Origin of the sequence: Kitasatospora sp. NPDC048540, assembly GCF_040651175.1 — a bacterium.
Classification (GTDB): domain Bacteria; phylum Actinomycetota; class Actinomycetes; order Streptomycetales; family Streptomycetaceae; genus Kitasatospora.
Genome location: NZ_JBEZIR010000017.1, coordinates 68,566 through 88,277, shown reverse-complemented (window position 1 = coordinate 88,277; position 19,712 = coordinate 68,566). Strand labels below are relative to the sequence as shown.

Below are 19,712 nucleotides of genomic sequence, written 5' to 3'. Positions count from 1 at the left end.
CCGCGCCATGACCGCCCGGGCCGTGACCGCCAGGTCCTGACGCCGCCGCCCGGGCACCGCCGCCGTCAGGTCCTGGCGGCGCGTGGGCCCCGGCGGGCGGCGCGGCGGGGGCGGCGGGTGCCGGGGGTGGCCAGGCCCAGGGTGAGGGTGATCCGGGCGCCGCCGAGCGGGCCGCGGTCGATCCGCAGGTCGCCGCCGGTGGCGGCCGCGGCCCGGCGGGCGATGTCCAGGCCGAGCCCGGTGGAACCGGCGCTGGTGCCACGGGCGAGGGCGCCGTCGGGGTCGAGGATGCCGGGCCCGGCGTCCTCCACGGTGAGCAGCACGCTCTGCGCGGTGCGCGTCACCCGCAGCGCGAACGGCGTGCCGGCGGCGGTGTGCCGGAAGACGTTGCCGACCAGCGAGTCGATCACGGCCGTCAGGTCGTCCTCGGGCAGGTCGACGGGGGTGGGCTCGCAGGTGACCTCGAGTTCGCAGGGCCGGTCCTGTGCCTCGGCCAGGGTGGCCCAGAACCCGGCCCGGCGGCGGAACGCGTCGGCCGCCTGGACCACCGCGTCGGGCGCACCGGAGGCGGGGCGGGGCGGACGGCCGGGCCCCACCGGCGGGGCCTTGCGGCCAATCTGATGATACGTCAGTCTATGGATGGCAAAGCCTTGTTCATCTTGGCTTACATCATCACGAGAGGGCCGCCGCCATGGCACTGCCCCTGCGCCACTCCTCCCACCGCGCGCTCGCCGCCCTGGCCGTCACGGCCGCACTGGCACTCGGCGCCGCCCAACCCGCCACCGCCGCCGCCCCGCCCGAGGGCGTCGTCGCGGGCGCGGACAGCCCGGGCGCCGTCCCCGGAAGCTACCTGGTCATCCTGCGGCCCACCCTGGCGAAGGCCACCGCGTCCGCGGGCGCGACGCTCGCCCACCGCTACGGCGGCACGCTGCGCCGGACCTTCGGTGCCGCCCTGAACGGCTACTCGGTGCAGCTGTCCGACCGCCAGGCCCGCCGGCTGGCCGCCGACCCGGCGGTGGCCGAGGTGGTGCAGAACCACCGGGTCGCCGCCGACACCACCCGTACCGGCCTGCCCTCCTGGGGCCTGGACCGGATCGACCAGAAGCGCCTGCCGCTCGACGACCGCCTGACCACCGTGGATTCGGGCGGCCAGGGCGTCACCGCGTACGTCATCGACACCGGGGTGCTGGTCACCCACGACGAGTTCGGCGGCCGGGCCTCCTCCGGCTACGACGCCGTCGACCTGGACGGTGACGCGGACGACGGCAACGGCCACGGCACCCACGTGGCCGCGACCATTGCCGGCAGCAGCTTCGGCGTCGCCCCGAAGGCCGCCGTGGTCGCCGTCCGGGTGCTCGACGACGACGGCTCCGGCACTACCGAGCAGGTGGTCGACGGGATCGACTGGGTCACCAGGAACGCCCACAAGCCGGCCGTCGCCAACCTCAGCCTGGGCAGCGACCCCGACGACGCGCTGGACGCGGCGGTCCGCAACTCGATCGCCTCCGGCATCACCTACGCCGCCGCGGCCGGCAACCAGGGCGTCGACGCCTCCGAGCACTCGCCCGCCCGGGTGCAGACCGCGATCACCGTCGGGGCCACCGACCGGGACGACCACCGCGCCTGGTACTCCAACTACGGCCCGCTGGTGGACCTGTTCGCCCCCGGCAGCGACATCACCTCGGCCTGGATCGGCTGGGACGAGTCCGAGAACACCATCTCCGGCACCTCGATGGCCACCCCGCACGTGACCGGCGCCGCCGCGCTCTACCTGGCCGGCCACCGCACCGCCACCCCCGCCCAGGTCGCCGCGGCGCTGACCGGCGCGGCCTCGCCCGGCTCGGTGCAGCAGGATCCCGGCGACGACACCACCGACCGGCTGCTGTACGTCGGCACCACGCCGATCCCGCCGCTCGGCAAGCGGTTCGACAACACCACCCCGGTCACCGTCGACAACAACACGGCCGAATCGCCGATCACCGTCACCGGCGTCCCCGGCCGGGCCCCGGCGATGCTCGACGTCCACGTCTCCGTCACCCACTACTGGCCCGCGGACCTGACGGCCGACCTGATCGCGCCGGACGGCCGCAGCTACCGGGTGATGACGGCCTCCGACGACCTGCTGCCGTCCCCGTACCACGTGCTGATCGGCGTCAACGCCTCCGCCTCGCCCGCCAACGGCGTCTGGCGGCTGCGGGTGTACGACCCGGCCGAGTCGTTCGGCGGGCAGCTGGACGGCTGGGCGCTGCAGTTCTGACCCGCCGGCCGCGGGTCAGCCGACCGCGGCCGCCGCCGACGGCAGGGCGATCTCGAAACAGCACCCACCGGAGACGTTGCGGACACTCGCCCGGCCGGCGTGCGCCTCCACGATGCCCCGGACGATCGCCAGGCCGAGGCCCGCGCCGGTGTCGCCCTGGTGCGGGCCTGCGCCCTGGCCCGCGGCCTGGTCCGGCGCGGTCCTGGGGGTACGGGCGCTTCCGCCGCGCCAGCCGGTCTCGAAGACCCTCGGCAGGTCGTGCTCGGGAATGCCGCCGCAGCCGTCGGTCACCGAGACCAGCACTTCATCGGCCTCGCGGCGGGCGGCGACCGCCACCACCCCGTCGGCCGGGGTCGAGCGGATCGCGTTGACCAGCAGGTTGCCCAGCACCCGGGTGATCTCCCGGCCGTCGACCTCGACCGGCTCGGCGGCCACCAGGGCGCCCTCCAGCCGGACCCCGCGCTCGCGGGCCAGCGGGTGGGCGCCCGCGATGGCGTCGCCGACCAGGTCGTAGACCGACACCCGGGCGGGGGTCAGGGTGAGCACCCCGGCCTGGATCCGGGACAGCTCGAACAGGTCGTCGACCATCCCGGTGAGCCGGTCCACCTCGGTGCGGATCCGCATCAGGTAGCGGGCCGGGTCCTCGGCCACACCGTCCTCCAGCGCCTCGGCCATCGCCCGCAGGCCCGCCAGCGGGGTGCGCAGGTCGTGCGAGATCCAGGCGATCAGCTCCCGGCGGGAGTGCTCCAGCATCTGCTCGCGCTGCCTGGACTCGGCCAGCCCGGCACTGGTGGCGGCCAGCTCGGCGCTGAGCGCGGCCAGTTCCGAGCCGAGCGGCTCACTGGGTGCGGTGAACCCGGCGTCGCTGCCGACCGTCCGGGCCGCCACCGTGAGCGCCCGGCTGCCCGCGACCACCTGGCGGCCCAGCACCGCAGCGGTGACCAGCGAGACGGCCGCGGCCATCAGGGTCACCGTGATCACCACCCCGAGGTCGTGGTGCGAGAGGAACATCGCCTGCGCCACGGCGAGCGTGCCGGCCGTCATGGCGAGGACCGTGACCAGCGCCACGATGAGCAGCGAGAGCGCGACCGAGCGGCGGCGCAGCAGGCGGACCACGGGCCAGCCCAGCAGGCCGGCGGAGGCGGCGCCGAGCGCGGCGAACAGGGCGATCAGCAGCAGGTCGTTCACGGTGGTTCAGCCCTTCGCCGGGTCGAAGCGGTAGCCGACGCCCCAGACGGTGCTGATCAGCACCGGGGCGGCGGGGTCGTCCTCGATCTTCTCGCGCAGCCGGCGGACGTGGACGGTGACGGTGGACTGGTCGCCGAACTCCCAGCCCCAGACGCGCTGCATCAGCTCTTCCCGGCCGAACGCCGTACCGGGGTGCCGGATCAGGAACGCCAGCAGGTCGAACTCGCGCAGGGTGAGCGAGAGTTCGCGTCCGGCCCGGTGGGCGCGGCGGGCCTGCTGGTCGAGCGTGAGGTCACCCGCGGTCAGCGGGCCCCCGGCCGGGGCAGCGAGTCCGGCGCGGCGCAGCACGGACTGGATCCGCAGGACCAGCTCGCGCGGGCTGAAGGGCTTGGTGACGTAGTCGTCGGCGCCGAGTTCCAGGCCGAGGATGCGGTCGGCCTCGTCGCCCTTGGCGGTGAGCATCACCACCGGCAGGTCGGCGCCGGCCTCGGTGGCGCGCAGCCGGCGGCAGACCTCCAGGCCGTCCAGGCCGGGCAGCATCAGGTCGAGGACGACCAGGTCGGGCCGGTGTTCGGCGGCGGCGGCGAGCGCCTGGTGGCCGTCGGCGGCGCGGTCGACCCGGTAGCCCGCGCGGTGCAGGTAGCCGGTGACGACCTCGGCGACGGTGGGGTCGTCGTCGACCACGAGGATGCGGCCGGTGGAGGGTGTCTGGATCACGTCTCCGAGGATAGGGAGGCGGGGCGGGCGGCTCCGACCGCCGGGGTGCCCCGTACGACTTCCGTAAGGTGCCGATGCGGCAATTGTCCCGATTCCCCGGGGTAGCTTCGGCGCGTGACGAGTCTCTCCCTGTCCCGTTCCCCCGTTCCCCGTCCCGTCGATGCGGCGCCCGTCGACGTGGTGCTGCCCTGCCTGGACGAGGCGGCGGCGCTCCCCTGGGTGCTCGGCCGGATCCCGTCCGGCTGGCGCGCGATCGTGGTGGACAACGGCTCCTCGGACGGCTCCGCCGAGCTGGCCCGCTCGCTCGGTGCCACCGTGGTGGCCGAGCCGCGCCGGGGTTTCGGCGCCGCCTGCCACGCCGGGCTGCTGGCCGCCACCGCCGAGCTGGTCTGCTTCATGGACTGCGACGGTTCCCTCGATCCGCGCCAACTCCCCCTGGTGACCGGCCCGGTGCTGGACGGCAGCGCCGACCTGGTGCTCGGCCGGCGCCGCCCGACCGCCCGCGGCGCGTGGCCGCTGCACGCCAGGATCGCCAACGCCGAGCTGGCCAGGCGCCTGCGGGCCCGGACCGGCGCCGCCCTGCACGACCTGGGGCCGATGCGGGCCGCCCGCCGGGAGCGGCTGCTGGCGCTCGGCCTCGGCGACCGCCGTTCCGGCTACCCGCTGGAGATGGTGCTGGCCGCCTCCGCGGCCGGGATGCGGATCGCCGAGCGGCCGGTGGAGTACCGGCCCCGGGCCGGCCGTTCGAAGGTCACCGGGACGGTGCGCGGCACCCGGCAGGCCGTCCACGACATGCGGGCGGTGCTGGCCGCCCCGCCGCCGACCCTGCTGGTGATCGCCAAGGAGCCGGTCCCCGGGCGGGTGAAGACCCGGCTGACGCCCGCCTGTACGCCGGTCCAGGCCGCCGCCCTCGCCGAGGCCGCGCTCGTGGACACCCTGGCGGCGCTCTCGGCGGTACCGGCCGGCCGGCGGCTGCTGGTCCTGGACGGTACGCCGGGCCGCTGGCTGCCGCCCGGCTGGGAGGTGGTCCCGCAGGTCCCGGGCGGGCTGGACGTCCGGCTCGCCGCGGCCTTCGCCGAGGCCGGCCCGGACGCGCCCGCGCTGCTGGTCGGCATGGACACCCCGCAGCTCACCGCCGCCGCCCTGGCCGAACCGCTCTCCCCCGCGCAGCGCGCCGGGACCGACGCCTGGTACGGCCCGGCCGCGGACGGCGGGTTCTGGGCGCTGGGCCTGGCCCGTCCGGACGCGGCGCTGGCCCGCAGGCTGCTGGTGGGGGTCGAGATGTCGACCGCGCGCACCGGCGCCGAGCTGCTGGCGCGGCTGGCGGCGGAGGGGCTGGTGGTGCGTGGCCTCGGCGAGCTGACGGACGTGGACACGGTCGAGGACGCCCGGCTGGTGGCCGGGCAGGCACCCGGCGGCCGGTTCGCGGCCCGCTGGACCCAGGTCGCCGCATCACAGGCCACCACATCACAGGCCACCGCGCCACAGGCCACCACATCACAGGCCACCGCGCCACAGGCCACCACACCACAGGCCGCCGCGGCGACGGCCGGACCGGCGACGGCGGTCCGCCGATGACCACGGCCACGCTGCCCTGGACCGACGACCCGTTCGCCGAGGCGATGCGGACCGGCCGCGGACCGCTGTGGCTGCGGCGCCCGGACGGCACCCGCCAGGTGCTGGAGGTGGACCGCTGGATCGGGCCCGTGGCCGGCGCCGACCACGGTCTGCTGCTGCGCTGCCTGGACTCCGGCCGGCCGGTGCTGGACATCGGCTGCGGGCCCGGCCGGCTGGTCGCGGAGCTGCTGGCGCTCGGTGTCCCGGCGCTCGGGGTGGACGTCACCCGCGACGCGGTGGCCCGGACGCTCGGCATCGGCGGGCTGGCGCTGTGCCGCTCGGTGTTCGAGCGGCTGCCCGGGGAGGGCCGCTGGGGCACCGCCCTGCTGGCCGACGGCAACCTCGGCATCGGCGGCGACCCCGACGCGCTGCTGCGGCGGGCGGCCCTGCTGCTCGCACCCGGCGGCCACCTGCTGGTGGAGGTCGAGCCGGCCCCGCTCGACGAGCGGCTGACCGTCCGGGTCGAGGGCCCGGGCGGGCGGCTCGGCCCGCCGTTCGCCTGGGCCCGCCTTGGCGCCGACGCCACCGTGCGCCGGGCGGCGCCGGCCGGGCTGACGGAGATCGAGCGCTGGTCCTCGCACGGCCGGTCCTTCCTCGCCCTGCGCCGTGACGGCCCGCGTTCGGCTGCCCGTGACCGATCGTGATCAAGCGGCCGAAACCGGTGGCGCGCACGGCGTCCGGTTGCTTTGATGCGCTGTGCACTTCTCGGAAACCGACACCAGGTCCCTGCTCGACCAGATCGAGCGCTACTACGACGCCGTACCCCGTTCCTCCGCCAGGGCCGAGGACTTCGGGCCGCTGACGCTCTTCGTACCGACCGCGGGCAGCTGGCCGTTCTACGGGCGGCCGGCCCTGGCCTGGCAGGGCCCGGCGGCGACCGCCGGCGATGTCCGGCGGGTGCGGGAGCGGCAGCGCGAACTGGGCCTGCCGGAGACCTTCGAGTGGGTCGACGAGAACGCGCCGGGGCTCCGGGCGGCGGTGGAGGCCGCCGGGCTGACCGTGCACGCGCACCCGCTGATGGCCCTCGACCCCGGCGCGCCCACGCCGCCGTCGGACCCGTCGGTCCGGCTGCTCGCCGCCGACGCACCGGAGCTGGCGTCCGCGCTGGCCGTGCCGCGGGTGGCGTTCGCCGAGCCCGGCACCGCGGTCGGCACCGCGGGCGCGGCCGAACTGGCGGCGTTCACCGCGGTGGTGGAACGCGACGGCACCGTGGACCGGGTGGCGGCGCGGATCCGGGCCGGGCTGACGGTGACCGCCGCCGCGCTGGCCGCCGACGGCTCCGCGCGCTGCTCGGGCATGCACCAGCCGGCGGACGGCGTCACCGAGGTGGTCGGCGTCGGCACCCTCCCGGACGCCCGCCGCCGGGGCCTGGCCCTGGCGGTCACGGCCTCTCTGGTGGCCGACGCCCGGGCGCGCGGGGCCGGCACGGTGTTCCTGTCCGCGGGTGACGAGGACGTGGCCCGGGTCTACGCCCGGGCGGGCTTCCGCCGGGTCGCCACCGCGCTGATCGCCGAGCCGGCCGAGTCGGCCTAGCAGCCCGGCTGACCGGCTGACCGGCTGACCGGCTGACCGACTGACCGGCTGACCGACGGCCCGGCCGACCGAACGCGGCACCGTGGGTCGTGGCGGCTGCCGATCACCACGACGGTGCCCGCCGTCGGGTCGCGCCACGGCCCGGTGCACCGGTTCGCGGCGGCCGGCCGGGAGGCGCACGGCTCCGCAGCCCGGCGGCCGGTCAGGAGGGCAGCGGGCCCGCGTCGGTCAGCAGCGGCGCCAGCAGGTCGCCGTCGGCGGCGTGGCGTTCCAGCACCTGGTCGGGGGTGAACGACAGCTCCTCGGCCCGGGTGCACGCCTCGATCTCCGCCCAGCTCACGGGCGCGGAGACCCCCGGGACGGCGGTGGCCCGCAGGGTGTACGGCGCGGCGGTGGTCTTGGCCGTCGCGTTCTGCGACCAGTCGACGAAGACCCTCCTCCGGCGCAGCGCCTTGGCCATCCGGGACACCACCAGGGCGGGGTGGTCGGCGGCGAGCCGTTCGGCCAGGGCCTTGGCGTAGCCGCTGACCGCCTTGGCCGGGGCGGGGGTCAGCGCCGCGTACAGGTGCAGTCCCTTGCTGCCGGAGGTCTTGGGGTGGGCGTGCAGGCCGTCGGCGGCGAGGTGGTCGCGGATCAGCAGGGCGACCCGGCAGCAGTCGGTCAGGTCGGCGCCGGGGCCGGGGTCGAGGTCGACCACCAGCCGGTCGTGGTGGGTGGGGCCGGTGTCGGCGGTCCACTGGGGGACGTGCAGTTCCAGGGCGTAGCCGTTGGCGACGGTCATCAAGGTGGCCAGGTCGTCGACGGCGACCCGGTCCTTGGGGCCCTCGTGGGTGGGGACGGTGAGGGTGTGCACCCATTCGGGCAGGCCGGGCGGCGGGTTCTTGGCGAAGAAGCCCTCCTCGCCGATGCCGGCCGGGAATCGCAGGAAGGTCGCGGGGCGGCGCAGCAGGTGCGGCAGCATCGCGGGGGCGATCTGCGCGTAGTAGTAGAGCGCCTCGCCCTTGGTCCACCCGGTGGCCGGCCACAGCACCTTGTCGAGGTGGGACAGGACCAGGCGGCGGCCCTCGACTTCCGTGACCTGGCGCTCCGGCATAACGTGGTAGATCCCCGCGAAAGGGATGGGCTATGCCACAGGTCACCTGGAAGGGCGTCATCACGTTCGGGCTGGTCAGCGTGCCCGTGCAGCTGTACGCCGCGACCGAGGAACACAGCGGGCCGACCCTGCACCAGGTGCATGCGAAGGACGGCTCGCGGATCCGGTTGAAGCGCTTCTGCGAGGTGGAGGGCGTCGAGGTCCCGTACAGCGAGGTGGTCAAGGGATTCGAGTCGCCGGACGGGCGCCAGGCGGTGCTGGAGGACGCGGACCTGGCCGAGCTGCCGCTGCCCAGCAAGAAGATCATCGACGTGCTGGCCTTCGTCCCGGCGGACTCCATCGACCCGCTGATGCTGAACAAGGCGTACTACGTGTCGACGGCGGACAAGGCGCCGGCCAAGCCGTACGTCCTGCTGCGTGACGCCTTGGTGGAGTCCGGTCAGATCGCGGTGACCAAGGTGACCATGCGGACCAGGGAGTCGCTGGCGGTGCTGCGCGTGCACGGCGACGCGCTGGTCCTGCAGACCTGCCTGTGGCCGGACGAGGTGCGCTCGGCCGAGGGGATCGCGCCGGACGAGAGCGTCACCGTGCGGCCTCAGGAGCTGAAGATGGCCCGGTCGCTGATGGACACCCTGTCGGAGGACTTCGACCTGTCGGCGCTGCACGACGAGTACCAGCAGGCGCTGGAGCAGGTCATCGAGGCCAAGCTGGCCGGGGTCGAGGCCCCGCACGGCGAACTGGAGCCGGCCGAAGGGGCGGGCGCGGATGTGATCGACCTGATGTCGGTGCTGCGCAGCAGCGTGAAGGCGGCCAAGGAGGGCCACGGCAAGGCGGCCTCGCCGGCTGCCGGCGAGGCGGCGGACGACGACGCGGAGGACGGGGACGGCGGGGAGGCGTCGGCGGCGCCCCCGAAGAAGAGCGCCCGGAAGCCGGCGAAGAGCGCAGCGGCCCGCGGCGCCGCCAAGAAGACCACGGCCGCCTCCGGGACGGCCGCGAAGAAGTCCACGGCCAAGAAGACCGCCGCGAAGCGGTCGGCGCCCCGCCGGGTCTCCTGACCGGGCGGCAGGGCCGTCCCGCCCGCGGGCGATGGGCGGACGGCCCGGCGGCTCAGGCGGTGCGCGCGGCCGGCTGGTTGTCCGCGCTGAGGACGTCGCCCGCGGAGGCCGATCCTGCTGCCCGCCGGAGGGCGCCGATCCCCGGGTCCGTGATCGACACGGTGATCGTGAAGGGGGGCGGGCCGGTGATGGTGCGGTGGGAGTCGGTCGGGGCGGTGAGCCGTTGCTGGACAGCGAGGCCGTCGACGCCCGGGCACAGGGCCTCGACCGGGAGCGTGAGCTGCGCGGTCCCGCCGGTGGCCGGATCGATCCGCAGGCTGCCCGACGGGGTGCGCCGGACCGTGTCGCCGACGGAGACGGGCAGGTCGTAGGCTCCGCCGACCAGGCCGTCGGGGCCCTCGATCTCGACCGCCACGCCCTGCGCGCCCAGCGGCGCGGCCAGGTCCAGCGGCGCCGGACCGCCGGGGCCGAGCAGCAGGCCGATGGTGAAGCGGCCGGGGTCGTCCCCCGACTCCTTCTCGAAACCGTAGGAGCCGAGGACCAGTTGGGGACCCGGGCGGTCGGTGGCCCCCGGTCCGCCGGGCGCGGTGGATCCGGCCGGCTGCGGGAAGTGGTGGTAACCCTTGGCGCCGCACCTGCTGCCGTCGGAGGTCCCGCCACCGGGCAGCGCGACGTCCCGGGTCGGCCGGCCCGGGGTGACCGCGCCCGGGCGGGCGGCCGGTGCCTTCCCGTCGGGCCAGGCGGAGAGGGCGAGGAGGACGGCGGCCACGGCGACGACCACGGCCACCACGGAGCGCCAGTTCCGGAAGCGGCCCCGGCGCGCGGCGGCCGGTCCCTCGGATCCGGGCGACCAGCGGCGTCCGCCGGGATCCACCGGTTCCTCGGTCCGCCAGCGGGCGGACAGCATCCGGGTCCGCGCGGAGGGTTCCTTGACGGCGGCGGCCCGGACGAAGCGCTCGTCCAGGACGAGCCCGTCGAAGGGGTCCCGGCTGCTCGGGTCGGGCCCGTCGTGGGGGCCCGGGTGAGGGTCATCGGCTATCGGCACCGGCTCATTATGGCGAGCCGGCCCGACGCCGGGACCGGCCGGGTGGCGGCCCGCACCGGACCCGCCGGACCTGCCGGACCTGCCGGACGGTCCGGGCGGCAGTCAGTGCACCCGGACCGGCGACGCGGCCTCCCAGGCGAACCCGTCCGGGTCGTCGAGCGGTCCGGCGTCGCCGCTGATCGCGAGCCGGTGCGAGCCGGTCCCGTCGACCGGCACCCCGAGGTCCTTGGCCAGGGCGCGGCGTCCGTACAGCGCGAGCTTGACCGCGCCCGACGGGCCGGCGAACTCGACGTACTTCTTGCCGAAGCTCCTCGCCACGGTGAGGCCGTGGCCGACGTAGAACCGCCGGCTCTCGGCCACGTCCGCCGTGCCCAGCAGCAGCACGGCCTCGTCGATCCGTCCGGTCGCGGGGCCGGTGTCCTTCTTCGCCGAGGTCGCGACCTTCCAGATCGTGCCGTCGGGGGCCCGGACGACACCGCCGTAGCCCCAGAACGACTTCGCGGCGGGCTTCAGCGCGGTGGCGCCGGCCTCGACCGCGGCGTCGACGAGGCGGTCGACGTCGGCGGGGCGGGCGACCGTGAGGGCGAGCGCGAACCCGCGGAAGCCGGTGGTCGGCGTGTCCGCCGCCCGCAGCCGCAGCTGCAGCGCGGCGCCCGGTCCGAAGGCGGCGTAGAAGCGTTCGGCGGCCGCGAGATCGGCCACCTCGAGGGTGACGGAGTGAATGGAAGCCATGACAGTCACGCTAGTTGGCGTCCCGGCGCGGGTGCTTCTCCATTCCTGACCGGTCCGGCCGGGGGTGGGAAGGGGGGGTGGGGAGGGCCCTACCTCCGGCGCTGCGGCCAGCCCCAGCGACAGGGCGGCGGAGCGCGGGCGAGAGTGAGCGTCATGACGACACCATCACGTCCCACGGGCGGGCGCGGGAGCGTCCGCGCGGTCCGGTCCGGCAGGTCGCCCGGCCGGCGGCCCGCGGCCCGCACCCGGCGCCTCGTCACGGCGGCGGCGCTGGTCGCGGCGGTCCTGGCGCCGACCACCGCGACCGCCGCCGGGTCACCGGAGGCGGCCACCGCCGGCGCCGTCACGGCCGCCGGCCGTCCGGCGCCGCCGCTGAGCTGGACGGCGTGCCCGTTCCCCGGTTCGCCGGCGGAGCTCCAGTGCGCTTCGATCCAGGTGCCGGTGGACTACGCGCACCCCGGCGGCGCGACGGCCACGGTCACCGTGGACCGGCTCCGGGCGACCGGCGGGCACCCCGTCGGCAGCCTGTTCTTCGACCCCGGCGGCCCCGGCGGCTCGGGCACCCGAGCCGTGTACGCGGAGTCCCTCGGGATGCACCTGTTCTCGGCCGCGACCCGGGAGAACTTCGACCTGATCGGCCTGGACCCGCGCGGTGTCGGACTCAGCAGCGCGGTCCACTGCGACCCGGAGCCGCTCAACCGTCAGGTCTCGCTGTTCCCGGTGGACGAGGCCGGTTTCGAGCGCCTGGTCACCCGCAACCGGGACCTCGGCGAGAGCTGCCGCCGTCTCACCGGCCCCCTGCTGGACCACCTCGACACCGTCAGCGCCGCCCGCGACCTCGAGGCCCTGCGGCAGGCGCTCGGCCAGGGGAAGCTGAACTATCTGGGCCTGTCCTACGGTTCCCAGCTCGGCGCGACGTACGCCGGCCTGTTCCCGGACCGGATCCGGACCCTGGCGCTGGACGGCGCGCTCGACCACTCGCTGTCCCTGACCTCGCTGCTGACCGACGAGGCCCGCGCGTACGAGGACTCATTCACCCGGTTCGCGGACTGGTGCGCCCGGGACGACTCCTGTGCCCTGCACGACACCGACGTGGGGCAGCTGTTCGACGGCCTGGTGGCCGCCGCCGACCGTATGCCGATCCCGGCGCCGGGGTGTGCCGGGGCGGGCGGCTGCCGGACGTCGGTGACCGGTGAGGACCTCCGGCTCGACCTGCAGGGCCTGCTGCTGTTCCCGTCCCGCCGTGGCGACCTCGCCCTCGCGCTGCGGCAGGCGCAGAACGGCGACGCCTCGGCGTTCTCCCAGTCCGTCGCCGCCGGCCCGGCCGACGACGAGGCCAACGGCAGCGCGATCGCGATCGAGTGCCAGGACTGGCCGACCCCGGTCCGGACCCTGGACGACCTGCGGCGGCTGCAGCGGCTCGGGCGCACGGTGGCGCCCCGGTTCGGCGGCGCGTCGCAGTCCTGGACCATCCTGGCCGGGTGCGTCGGCTGGCCGGCGCCGGTGACCAACCCGCCACGGCCGTACGGCGCCCCGCAGGCGCCGCCGATCCTGATCACCAATGCCACCCACGATCCCTCGACGGCGTACCCGTGGGCGGTCCGGATGCACCGCGGCCTGCCCTCCAGCGCACTGGTGACCCGGGAGGGCGACGGCCACACCAGCTACCTGGCCCAGGGCGCCAGCCGTACCAGGGACGCCATCGACGCCTACCTGGTCACCGGCCGGGTGCCACCGCCGGGCACCGTCTACCGGGACTGACCGGGCCGGCCGGACCCGGAGCCGCCGGGGCCGGGACGACCGGCCCCGGGCGGGGTGCTCAGGCGGCGAGGCGGGCGCTGACGGCCTTGGCCTTGGCCGCGGCGTCCTCGTGCGCCTTGGCCTTGGAGGCGTCGGCGGTCTCGATGAAGTCGGCCAGCGCGGGGTTGACCCGGGCGAGCGTGAACTCCGGCACCACGAAGTCGACCTCCAGGCCGAGCATGCCGGAGAGCACCTTCTCCAGGTAGGTGGTGACGAACTCGAAGCTCTCGCGCGGGCTGCCCGGGCCGTACGAGCCGCCGCGGGCGGAGACCACGGTGACCGGGGTGCCGGCCGCGGAGGGCCGCTCGCCGGCGGTGCGGCCCATCAGGATCACCTGGTCCAGCCACGCCTTGAGGCTGGAGGGGATGGTGAAGTTGTACATCGGGGTGCCGATGACGACGGCGTCGGCCTGCTCCAGCTCGGCCATCAGGCGCTCGCGCAGCTCGTACGCGGCCTGCTGCTCGGGGCTGCGGTGCTCGGCGGGGACGAAGCCCGCGGTGATGCCGGCGGCGTCCAGGTGCGGGACGTTCTCGGCCGCGAGGTCCCGGTAGACGACCGTGCCGTCGGGGTTCTGGGCCAGCCACTCGGCGCGGAAGGTCGCGGAGACCTCGCGGGAGACGGAGCCCTCGGTCAGTGCGGACGAGTCGATGTGCAGCAGCGTGGGCATAGCATGCCTCCCTTTCGGTAGTAACTGCAGCTTGGTGCGCAGCTGTCATTACAGTAGCAGCTTACTTTTAATAAGCCACTAGCGGAGGGGCAGTAGTCTGGTGGCATGGCGCAGGAAGCAGCACCACAGACCCACACGGCCTGTACCGGGGTGGACCTCGGCATCACCCGTGTCTTCGCCCTGCTCGGCAAACGCTGGACGGGCCTGGTGGTGGCCGTCCTCGGCGACGGGCCGGCCCACTTCGCCGAGCTTCGCCGCGCCATCCCGGGCATCAGCGAGCGCATGCTCTCCGACCGGCTCGCCGAACTCGCCGAGGCCGGTCTGGTGCTGCGCGAGGTCGACGAGGGCCCGCCGCTGCGGGTCCGCTACCAGCTCACCGAGTCCGGCTGCGCGCTCGGCCCCGCCATGACCGAACTGCGCACCTGGGCCGAACGGCACCTGCCCGCCACCCCGCCCGGCACCTGCTGACCCCGCCGCGCCGGTACCGGCGGGCGGGGGGAACTGCCCGCGGGCAACGCGAAGTCCCCGGGGCGGCGGGGTGCCGCGCCCGGGGACGGTGTCGGGGGACGGGGTGGGTCAGCTGTCGCTGCCGTCCAGGGCCGAGTCGGGGATCCACGAGCCGTGGATGCCGGCGGTGACGCGGCGGGGCAGGTGGACGGTGGCGACCCGGTCGAGGCCGGAGGCGTTCAGGACCAGCAGCTGCGAGGCGTCCTGCTTGAGGTCGGAGACGACCGTGAGCAGGTAGCCGTCGTCCTCGTTGACGGCGCCGGCCGCCGGGACGAACACCGCCTCGCTGGGCAGCCGGGCGTCGCCGATCTGGTGGATGCGGCGGGCGCCGGTGGTGCGGTCGTACTTGACCACGCCGTAGCCGCCGAAGCCCTCCTGGTCCGGGAAGGAGACCGCGTACTGGTAGCGGTTCTCGGCGCCCAGGTAGTCCTCGTTGAGGGTCGGGAACTCCACCGCCAGGTCGTCGATGATCTGCTCGTCGACGGTCCCGGCCGCCGGGTCGATCACCCAGCGCCGCGTGTAGGAACGGGTGTTGGGCTCGGTGCCGCGGCCGGGCGCGCCGACCCACCAGTTCCAGGACAGCCGGAACCCCTCCTGGTCCACGGTGGGGCCCTCCAGCACGATCCGGCCCTGGCCGTCCTCGTACGCGTTGGAGGTGTGCAGCATGTTGCCGGGCTCGATGGAGAACCAGCGGACCTTGGCCGCGCCGCCCTCGCCGCGCGGCATCACGCCGATCCGGGACGGCTGGCGGTCGCTCCAGCCGTACGGGATGCCGGAGTGCTCGTTCGGGTCGAAGGTGACGCTGCCCTCGATGAAGACCACGTGGTGGCGGGTGATGGCGAAGTCGTGCTTCAGGGAGGCGGTCGCGCCCGGGACGTCGGCGCTGTACAGCAGCTCCCCCTTGGCGTCGGCGACGTGGTAGGTCAGGAACGGCGGGAACGGCGACGAGCCGAAGAAGTGCAGCTCCCCCGTCACCGGGTCGGCCTTGGGGTGCGCGGTCATGGCGGTCCGCAGCTTGCCGTCGAAGTCGTAGGCACCGACGGTGTCCAGGTCCCGGGTCAGCTCGAACGGCAGGTTGGCCTCGCAGAGGGCGAGCAGGCGTCCGCCGTGCTCGATGACGTGGGTGCCGGCGGTGCTGGCGGTCAGGTCGGGGCCGTGCTCGGTCATGTACGGCGCGCCGTCGAGGGCCGGGGTGTGCACCCAGCGGTTGCGGTACCACTCGGCGCGGCCGTCACGCAGCCGGATGCCGTGGACCATGCCGCTGCCCTTGAACCAGTGGGTGGGGGTGACGCCGGGCTTGGGGTTGTGGCCGTTGCGGATCAGCCGGCCGGTCAGCTCCGGGGGCAGGGTGCCCTCGACGGTGAGCGCGGTGGCGGTGATCTCGTCGGCGACGGGGGTGTAGTGGCCGGTCAGGTACGGCTTGCTGGTCATGTTCGGTTCCTCGGATCGTAGGGGTTGATCAGGCGGGTCTGGCGTGCGTGAGTGGGGCAGCGGTGCTCCGCGGTCTCAGAGCTTCTGCTCGGCGCGGGACTTGAGGCAGTCGAGCCAGTTCTCCAGGGAGGTCTGCAGGGCCGTGGCCAGTTCCTCCACTGCGGCCTCGACGGGGGTGCCGCTCCAGGACTCCTCGGTGTGGACGGCGACCCGGTCGCCGCTCTGCTCGAAGGTCCAGGTGTGGATGCCGACGATGCCCTCGACGGTCCCGCCCCAGACGATCCGCCGTCCGGGTACGAGTTCGCGGATGGTGGAGGTGATGCTCAGCCCGTGGGTGCGCCAGATGAAGCTGCTGCCGACCGCCAACGGGCCGGCGAGCTTGGCCTGGTCGATGTCGACGTTCCAGACCGGCCAGTTGTCGATGTCGGTGTGCAGCGACCACACGGTGTCGAGCGGGGCGTCGATCAGCGTGGTCAGCCGGACGACGACGGGGGCGGCGGTGTCGATGGTGTGCATGCGCGGTCCTTGCGGGTACGGGTGGTGGGGGTGAGGACGGATCGGGTGGCCCGGTGGGCGGGTCCGGATCAGCGGGCGGGCGTGGGATCGGTGGGTGCGGTCTCGGCGGGCAGGCTCCGCGGGGCCGGCGCCGCGGCCGCGGTCCGAGTGCCCGGGGCGGTGGGGCGGGCGCGGCGGGTGAGTACCAGGGCGAGCAGTGCGGTGACCACCAGGACCGCGGCCGAGACGGCGAACGCGGTGCGGTAGCCGGCGGTGAGTGCCGCCAGGTGCGGCTGGTGGGCCGGTGCGTGGGCGGTGACGGACCCGGCCAGGGTGGCCAGGGCGGCGAGGCCGATCGCGCCGCCGACCTGGCGGGTGGTGTTCACCAGTCCGCCGGCCAGGCCCGCGTCCTGAGGCGGGACACCGTCCACGGCGAGCGCGGTGAGCTGGACGAACGCGGTGCTCAGGCCGAGGCCGATCAGGATGCTCGGGCCGAGGATGTCGGCCAGGTAGCTCCCGTCGACGGAGATCCGGGACAGCCACAGCAGCCCGGCGGCCTCGGTGAGCAGGGCCGCGGTCACGGTGGCGGTGGCGCCGATCCGCCGGGAGATCCGCGGTGAGAGCGCGGCGCCGAGCATGTTGGCCCCGGCGAGCGGGAGTTGGCCGGCGCCGGTGGCCAGGGCGCTGGCCCCGAGGACCTGCTGCTGGTAGAGCGGCAGGAAGAAGAACAGTGCGATCCACACCGAGCCCAGCAGCGCCATCAGCAGGTTGCCCGCGGCGACCCGGCCGGTGGCGAACAGCCTCGGCGGTATCAGCGCGTCCGTGCGGCGCCGCTCGATCACGGCGAAGGCCACCAGCAGCGCGGCGGCGCCAGCCAGGGCGCCGAGCACCGAGGGGTCCGTCCACCCCGCGGAACGCGCGGTGGTCAGCCCCCAGACGAGGCAGGTCAGCGCGAGGGTCACCGTGACGGTGCCCATCAGGTCGAAGCCGCCCGCCCGGCGGCCGGCCGGCTTCGGGACGAGGACCGCCACCGCCGCCAGCACCAGCGCCGAGCCGAGCGCGACCGCGTGGAAGATCCAGGGCCAGCCCCACGCCTGGGTGAGGACACCGCCCAGCAGGACACCGCCCGCCCCGCCCGCGCCGGAGACCGCGCCCCAGACGCCGAGCGCCTTGCCGCGCCCGGGGCCCGTCGGGAACTGGTCCATCGCCAGGGCGAGCGCCGCCGGGGCGATGGCCGCGGCGCCGAGGCCCTGGACGGCCCGGGCGGTGATCATCACGGCCGCGGAGGGGGCCAGTCCGGCGGCGGCCGACGCCACCGCGAACAGGGCGAGGCCCGCGATCAGTACCCGGCGGCGCCCGAGCAGGTCGGCCGCCCGGCCGCCCGCCAGGAGCAGCGCCCCGAACGCCAGGCCGTAGGCGTTGACCACCCAGGTGGTGCCGGTGTCGGACAGGCCCACCCCGGCGCGGATCTGCGGCAGTGCCACGTTCACGATCGAGGTGGCGAGCATGACGGTGAACTGGGCCGCCGCGAGTGACGCGAGCACGGCCCCCGGTCCGGGGCCGGGGGCCGCCCGGCCGGCCGTTGTGCGCTGGAGGTTCATGACGCACAGCCTCGGCCCGACCGCTGTTCACATTCCAGGTCCACCGGGGCCGGTGACTGTCCACTCCTGTCCGCACCTGTCCACTCCGGCCCGCCGGGTCCGGCCCGCCACGTCCGGCCCGGACCGCCGTCGAGGCCGGTCCCGGGCCGGCGGACCGTCAGGCGAAGGTGAACCAGTTGAGGTTGACGAAGTCGGCGGGCTGACCGCTGTCGAAGGTCAGGTAGACGTCGTGGACCCCGGTCGTCCGGGCGATGTCGGCCGGGACGGTGCGCCAGCTCTGCCAGCCGCCGGTGGCGGCGACGGCGAAGCCGCCGACCGGTGTGGCGGTGGGACTGCCGAGGCGGACCTGGACGAGGCCGCTGATCCCGGCGGCGGCGCCGGAGGCGACGCGGGCGCTGAAGCGGGTGGCCCCGGCCGTACCGAAGTCGACGGCCGCGTACTTCAGCCAGACCCCGTTCGCCAGCCACCCCATGTCGCTGCCGCCTCCGGTGTCGGCACAGGCTTCGGCGCGGCCGCCCGACTGGGCGGTGAACGCCTCGGCCTGGATGGTGGTGAAGGCACCGGTCCCGCCGCCGGGCGGGACGGTGGCGGTGGCCGTCGGGGTGGGCGAGCCGCCGGGGCCCGGGTCGCCGGTGGTACCGCCGACGGTGATGGTGAACCGGGTCGGGCTCCCGGACTGGACCTTGCCCTCGAAGTCCACGTTGGCGGGGTGCACGTCGTCGTACGGGAAGGCGTAGCCGAGCCCGTCCGGGGTGGTGGTGTGCAGGATCCGGGCGTAGTGGTTGGTGCGGGCGCGGGTGTAGAACGCGGCGGGGTTCTCGCCGTCCGGCTGGTGGGGGTTGTCCAGCAGGGTGGTCCGGTTGAAGGCGGCGGCCAGGCGTGCGCTCAGGTTGCCCATGAGGTCGTTGCCGGTGGTGAACGGTGCGTCGCTGCAGGAGAAGATCGCCCGGGTGGAGGGCTTGGCGAAGCTCCCGGCGCCGGCGAAGGTCAGCGTGTCGCCGTTCACCCGGCCGGTGACGGCGCCCCAGGTGAACTGGGTGTCGATCCGCAAGTCCTTGGTGCGGTAGGCGTTCCACACCTGGTCGACGTAGTCGTCGAAGTACCCCGCGAACAGTGAACTGTTGCCCCGGATCGCCAGGTTGGGGCTGAGGATCCGCAGGTCGGTGCCGTCCTTCTGGACGATCAGCTGGCTCCAGTCGCTGCCGTCGGCGGCGGACTGGGCGCGCAGCGCGGCGGCCACCTGGGCCAGCCCGTCGGCGGGGAGGCCACGGACCGCCTGGGTGCCCTGGGCGGTCTCCAGCCGGAACGAGATGGGCAGGCCCACCATGTCGACGAAGGTGATGTTGGCGTACAACTGGTCGGCGTTGTAGGTGAATTCGCAGAAGTCGTGCCGGACGCCCGCGTTGGGGTCGGTGGGGTTGCTGACGGAGGGCAGGGCGAGGCCCCCGCCGCGGTTCATCAGGAAGGTGAGCCTGGCTCCGACGGAGAAGTAGATCCGTCCGCTGTCCAGCCGGGGCAGGGTGATCTGGCGGGCGCCGGCGCCGGGGCCCTTGAGCGGGATGGCGCAGTCGACGCCCAGCGGCGTCTGGTCGTTGGCGGGGGACGGCGGGTGGTACAGGGTGGAGCCGTCCGCCTGGATGAAGGCCCAGGTGCCGCCGGCCGCGGGGTCACGTCCCAGGACGTAGGCGTAGACGGTCGCGTTGCCCGTGGTGTTGACCAGGTCCAGTGGCAGCGTGGCCGCCGTGGAGGCGACGGCGCTCGACTCGACCCACCTGGTCACGGCGGCGACGGACAGGGCCGCGCCCGCGGTGGCGGCGAGGAGCTTTCGGCGGGAGAGCGGTCGGTGGTGGCGCGGAGTCATCGAGGAACTTCCCTTCGGCGTGGGGGCCTGTGTTCGACGGCGTGCGGCGCAGCCCGAGGGGGCCGGGTTCGAGACGAGCGCCACCGGAGGCGGCCCGCCCTCCCGAGAGCGCT

18 protein-coding genes and 1 pseudogene are annotated in these 19,712 nt (G+C 75.1%); 8 read left to right on the top strand and 11 right to left on the bottom strand.

Annotated features, from left to right (window positions below):
* Positions 1-65: 65 nt before the first annotated feature.
* Complete coding sequence (locus AB0D08_RS10080; RefSeq protein ID WP_359887482.1) at positions 66-596, bottom strand: ATP-binding protein; 531 nt, start codon at positions 594-596, stop codon at positions 66-68.
* Positions 597-691: 95 nt separating this feature from the next.
* On the opposite strand from AB0D08_RS10080, the gene AB0D08_RS10075 reads away from it, so the two are divergent.
* Positions 692-2,257: a S8 family serine peptidase gene (locus AB0D08_RS10075; protein ID WP_359887479.1), complete on the top strand. Its 1,566-nt coding sequence runs from the start codon at positions 692-694 to the stop codon at positions 2,255-2,257.
* A 15-nt stretch (positions 2,258-2,272) separates the two neighbouring features.
* Here AB0D08_RS10075 and AB0D08_RS10070 read toward each other — a convergent pair whose 3' ends face one another.
* Positions 2,273-3,445, bottom strand: a complete 1,173-nt coding sequence (locus AB0D08_RS10070) for a HAMP domain-containing sensor histidine kinase (RefSeq protein ID WP_033825736.1) — start codon at positions 3,443-3,445, stop codon at positions 2,273-2,275.
* A gap of 6 nt (positions 3,446-3,451) precedes the next feature.
* Positions 3,452-4,135 carry a response regulator transcription factor gene (locus AB0D08_RS10065; RefSeq protein WP_051814343.1) on the bottom strand — a complete coding sequence of 228 codons (684 nt, stop codon included), beginning with the start codon at positions 4,133-4,135 and terminating at the stop codon, positions 3,452-3,454.
* Positions 4,136-4,291: 156 nt separating this feature from the next.
* On the opposite strand from AB0D08_RS10065, the pseudogene AB0D08_RS10060 reads away from it, so the two are divergent.
* From AB0D08_RS10060 to AB0D08_RS10045, 4 genes and pseudogenes are all read left to right on the top strand, one after another.
* Positions 4,292-4,981 (top strand): annotated as a pseudogene (locus AB0D08_RS10060) (glycosyltransferase family 2 protein); the annotation flags it as partial.
* Entirely contained in the window at positions 4,955-5,740 is a 786-nt protein-coding gene (locus tag AB0D08_RS10055) for a DUF2064 domain-containing protein (protein ID WP_359887510.1), read from the top strand. The pseudogene AB0D08_RS10060 and the gene AB0D08_RS10055, both read left to right, overlap by 27 nt.
* Positions 5,737-6,423, top strand: coding sequence for a methyltransferase domain-containing protein (locus tag AB0D08_RS10050; RefSeq protein WP_051814341.1), 687 nt, complete (start codon positions 5,737-5,739; stop codon positions 6,421-6,423). The genes AB0D08_RS10055 and AB0D08_RS10050 overlap by 4 nt, the downstream gene beginning before the upstream one ends.
* Before the next feature lie 52 nt (positions 6,424-6,475).
* Positions 6,476-7,312 carry a GNAT family N-acetyltransferase gene (locus AB0D08_RS10045; RefSeq protein ID WP_359887476.1) on the top strand — a complete coding sequence of 279 codons (837 nt, stop codon included), beginning with the start codon at positions 6,476-6,478 and terminating at the stop codon, positions 7,310-7,312.
* 202 nt (positions 7,313-7,514) lie between these two features.
* On the opposite strand, the gene ligD is transcribed toward AB0D08_RS10045, so the two are convergent.
* The gene (gene ligD / locus AB0D08_RS10040; protein ID WP_033825739.1) at positions 7,515-8,405 is read right to left on the bottom strand and encodes a non-homologous end-joining DNA ligase; all 891 of its coding nucleotides are present in this window, start codon (positions 8,403-8,405) and stop codon (positions 7,515-7,517) included.
* A gap of 32 nt (positions 8,406-8,437) precedes the next feature.
* Here ligD and AB0D08_RS10035 point away from each other — a divergent pair, with 32 nt between their 5' ends.
* Positions 8,438-9,460, top strand: coding sequence for a Ku protein (locus AB0D08_RS10035; protein WP_033825740.1), 1,023 nt, complete (start codon positions 8,438-8,440; stop codon positions 9,458-9,460).
* 52 nt (positions 9,461-9,512) lie between these two features.
* On the opposite strand, the gene AB0D08_RS10030 is transcribed toward AB0D08_RS10035, so the two are convergent.
* Positions 9,513-10,505, bottom strand: coding sequence for a hypothetical protein (locus AB0D08_RS10030; protein WP_359887473.1), 993 nt, complete (start codon positions 10,503-10,505; stop codon positions 9,513-9,515).
* A 102-nt stretch (positions 10,506-10,607) separates the two neighbouring features.
* A complete protein-coding gene (locus AB0D08_RS10025; RefSeq protein ID WP_359887470.1) occupies positions 10,608-11,237 on the bottom strand; it encodes a glyoxalase in 630 nt (209 codons plus the stop codon).
* A gap of 153 nt (positions 11,238-11,390) precedes the next feature.
* Between AB0D08_RS10025 and AB0D08_RS10020 the strand changes: the two genes are divergently transcribed.
* A complete protein-coding gene (locus AB0D08_RS10020; RefSeq protein WP_359887467.1) occupies positions 11,391-12,998 on the top strand; it encodes an alpha/beta hydrolase in 1,608 nt (535 codons plus the stop codon).
* Between the two features lie 58 nt (positions 12,999-13,056).
* Here AB0D08_RS10020 and AB0D08_RS10015 read toward each other — a convergent pair whose 3' ends face one another.
* Entirely contained in the window at positions 13,057-13,704 is a 648-nt protein-coding gene (locus tag AB0D08_RS10015) for an NAD(P)H-dependent oxidoreductase (protein WP_033825206.1), read from the bottom strand.
* A 105-nt stretch (positions 13,705-13,809) separates the two neighbouring features.
* Between AB0D08_RS10015 and AB0D08_RS10010 the strand changes: the two genes are divergently transcribed.
* The gene (locus tag AB0D08_RS10010) at positions 13,810-14,172 is read left to right on the top strand and encodes a helix-turn-helix domain-containing protein (protein ID WP_033825207.1); all 363 of its coding nucleotides are present in this window, start codon (positions 13,810-13,812) and stop codon (positions 14,170-14,172) included.
* Between the two features lie 108 nt (positions 14,173-14,280).
* On the opposite strand, the gene AB0D08_RS10005 is transcribed toward AB0D08_RS10010, so the two are convergent.
* The 4 genes from AB0D08_RS10005 to AB0D08_RS09990 all read right to left on the bottom strand — a co-directional run bounded on the left by AB0D08_RS10005 (position 14,281) and on the right by AB0D08_RS09990 (position 19,599).
* Positions 14,281-15,642 (bottom strand): carotenoid oxygenase family protein, encoded by a 1,362-nt coding sequence (locus AB0D08_RS10005; protein ID WP_359887463.1) that lies wholly within the window; start codon positions 15,640-15,642, stop codon positions 14,281-14,283.
* Positions 15,643-15,717: 75 nt separating this feature from the next.
* A complete protein-coding gene (locus AB0D08_RS10000) occupies positions 15,718-16,158 on the bottom strand; it encodes an SRPBCC family protein (protein WP_359887460.1) in 441 nt (146 codons plus the stop codon).
* 68 nt (positions 16,159-16,226) lie between these two features.
* Positions 16,227-17,738, bottom strand: coding sequence for an MFS transporter (locus AB0D08_RS09995; protein ID WP_359887457.1), 1,512 nt, complete (start codon positions 17,736-17,738; stop codon positions 16,227-16,229).
* 157 nt (positions 17,739-17,895) lie between these two features.
* Positions 17,896-19,599 carry a beta-1,3-glucanase family protein gene (locus tag AB0D08_RS09990; RefSeq protein WP_359887454.1) on the bottom strand — a complete coding sequence of 568 codons (1,704 nt, stop codon included), beginning with the start codon at positions 19,597-19,599 and terminating at the stop codon, positions 17,896-17,898.
* Positions 19,600-19,712: the final 113 nt, after the last annotated feature.

What these genes read in the sequence shown, in the direction of transcription:
- AB0D08_RS10020 (WP_359887467.1), top strand. Translation starts at nt 11,391, where the DNA reads ATGACGACACCATCACGTCCCACGGGCGGGCGCGGGAGCGTCCGCGCG.
- AB0D08_RS10035 (WP_033825740.1), top strand. Translation starts at nt 8,438, where the DNA reads ATGCCACAGGTCACCTGGAAGGGCGTCATCACGTTCGGGCTGGTCAGC.
- AB0D08_RS10075 (WP_359887479.1), top strand. Translation starts at nt 692, where the DNA reads ATGGCACTGCCCCTGCGCCACTCCTCCCACCGCGCGCTCGCCGCCCTG.
- AB0D08_RS10005 (WP_359887463.1), bottom strand. Translation starts at nt 15,642, where the DNA reads ATGACCAGCAAGCCGTACCTGACCGGCCACTACACCCCCGTCGCCGAC.
- AB0D08_RS10000 (WP_359887460.1), bottom strand. Translation starts at nt 16,158, where the DNA reads ATGCACACCATCGACACCGCCGCCCCCGTCGTCGTCCGGCTGACCACG.
- AB0D08_RS10050 (WP_051814341.1), top strand. Translation starts at nt 5,737, where the DNA reads ATGACCACGGCCACGCTGCCCTGGACCGACGACCCGTTCGCCGAGGCG.
- AB0D08_RS09990 (WP_359887454.1), bottom strand. Translation starts at nt 19,599, where the DNA reads ATGACTCCGCGCCACCACCGACCGCTCTCCCGCCGAAAGCTCCTCGCC.
- ligD (WP_033825739.1), bottom strand. Translation starts at nt 8,405, where the DNA reads ATGCCGGAGCGCCAGGTCACGGAAGTCGAGGGCCGCCGCCTGGTCCTG.
- AB0D08_RS10010 (WP_033825207.1), top strand. Translation starts at nt 13,810, where the DNA reads ATGGCGCAGGAAGCAGCACCACAGACCCACACGGCCTGTACCGGGGTG.
- AB0D08_RS10015 (WP_033825206.1), bottom strand. Translation starts at nt 13,704, where the DNA reads ATGCCCACGCTGCTGCACATCGACTCGTCCGCACTGACCGAGGGCTCC.
- AB0D08_RS09995 (WP_359887457.1), bottom strand. Translation starts at nt 17,738, where the DNA reads ATGAACCTCCAGCGCACAACGGCCGGCCGGGCGGCCCCCGGCCCCGGA.
- AB0D08_RS10055 (WP_359887510.1), top strand. Translation starts at nt 4,955, where the DNA reads ATGCGGGCGGTGCTGGCCGCCCCGCCGCCGACCCTGCTGGTGATCGCC.
- AB0D08_RS10025 (WP_359887470.1), bottom strand. Translation starts at nt 11,237, where the DNA reads ATGGCTTCCATTCACTCCGTCACCCTCGAGGTGGCCGATCTCGCGGCC.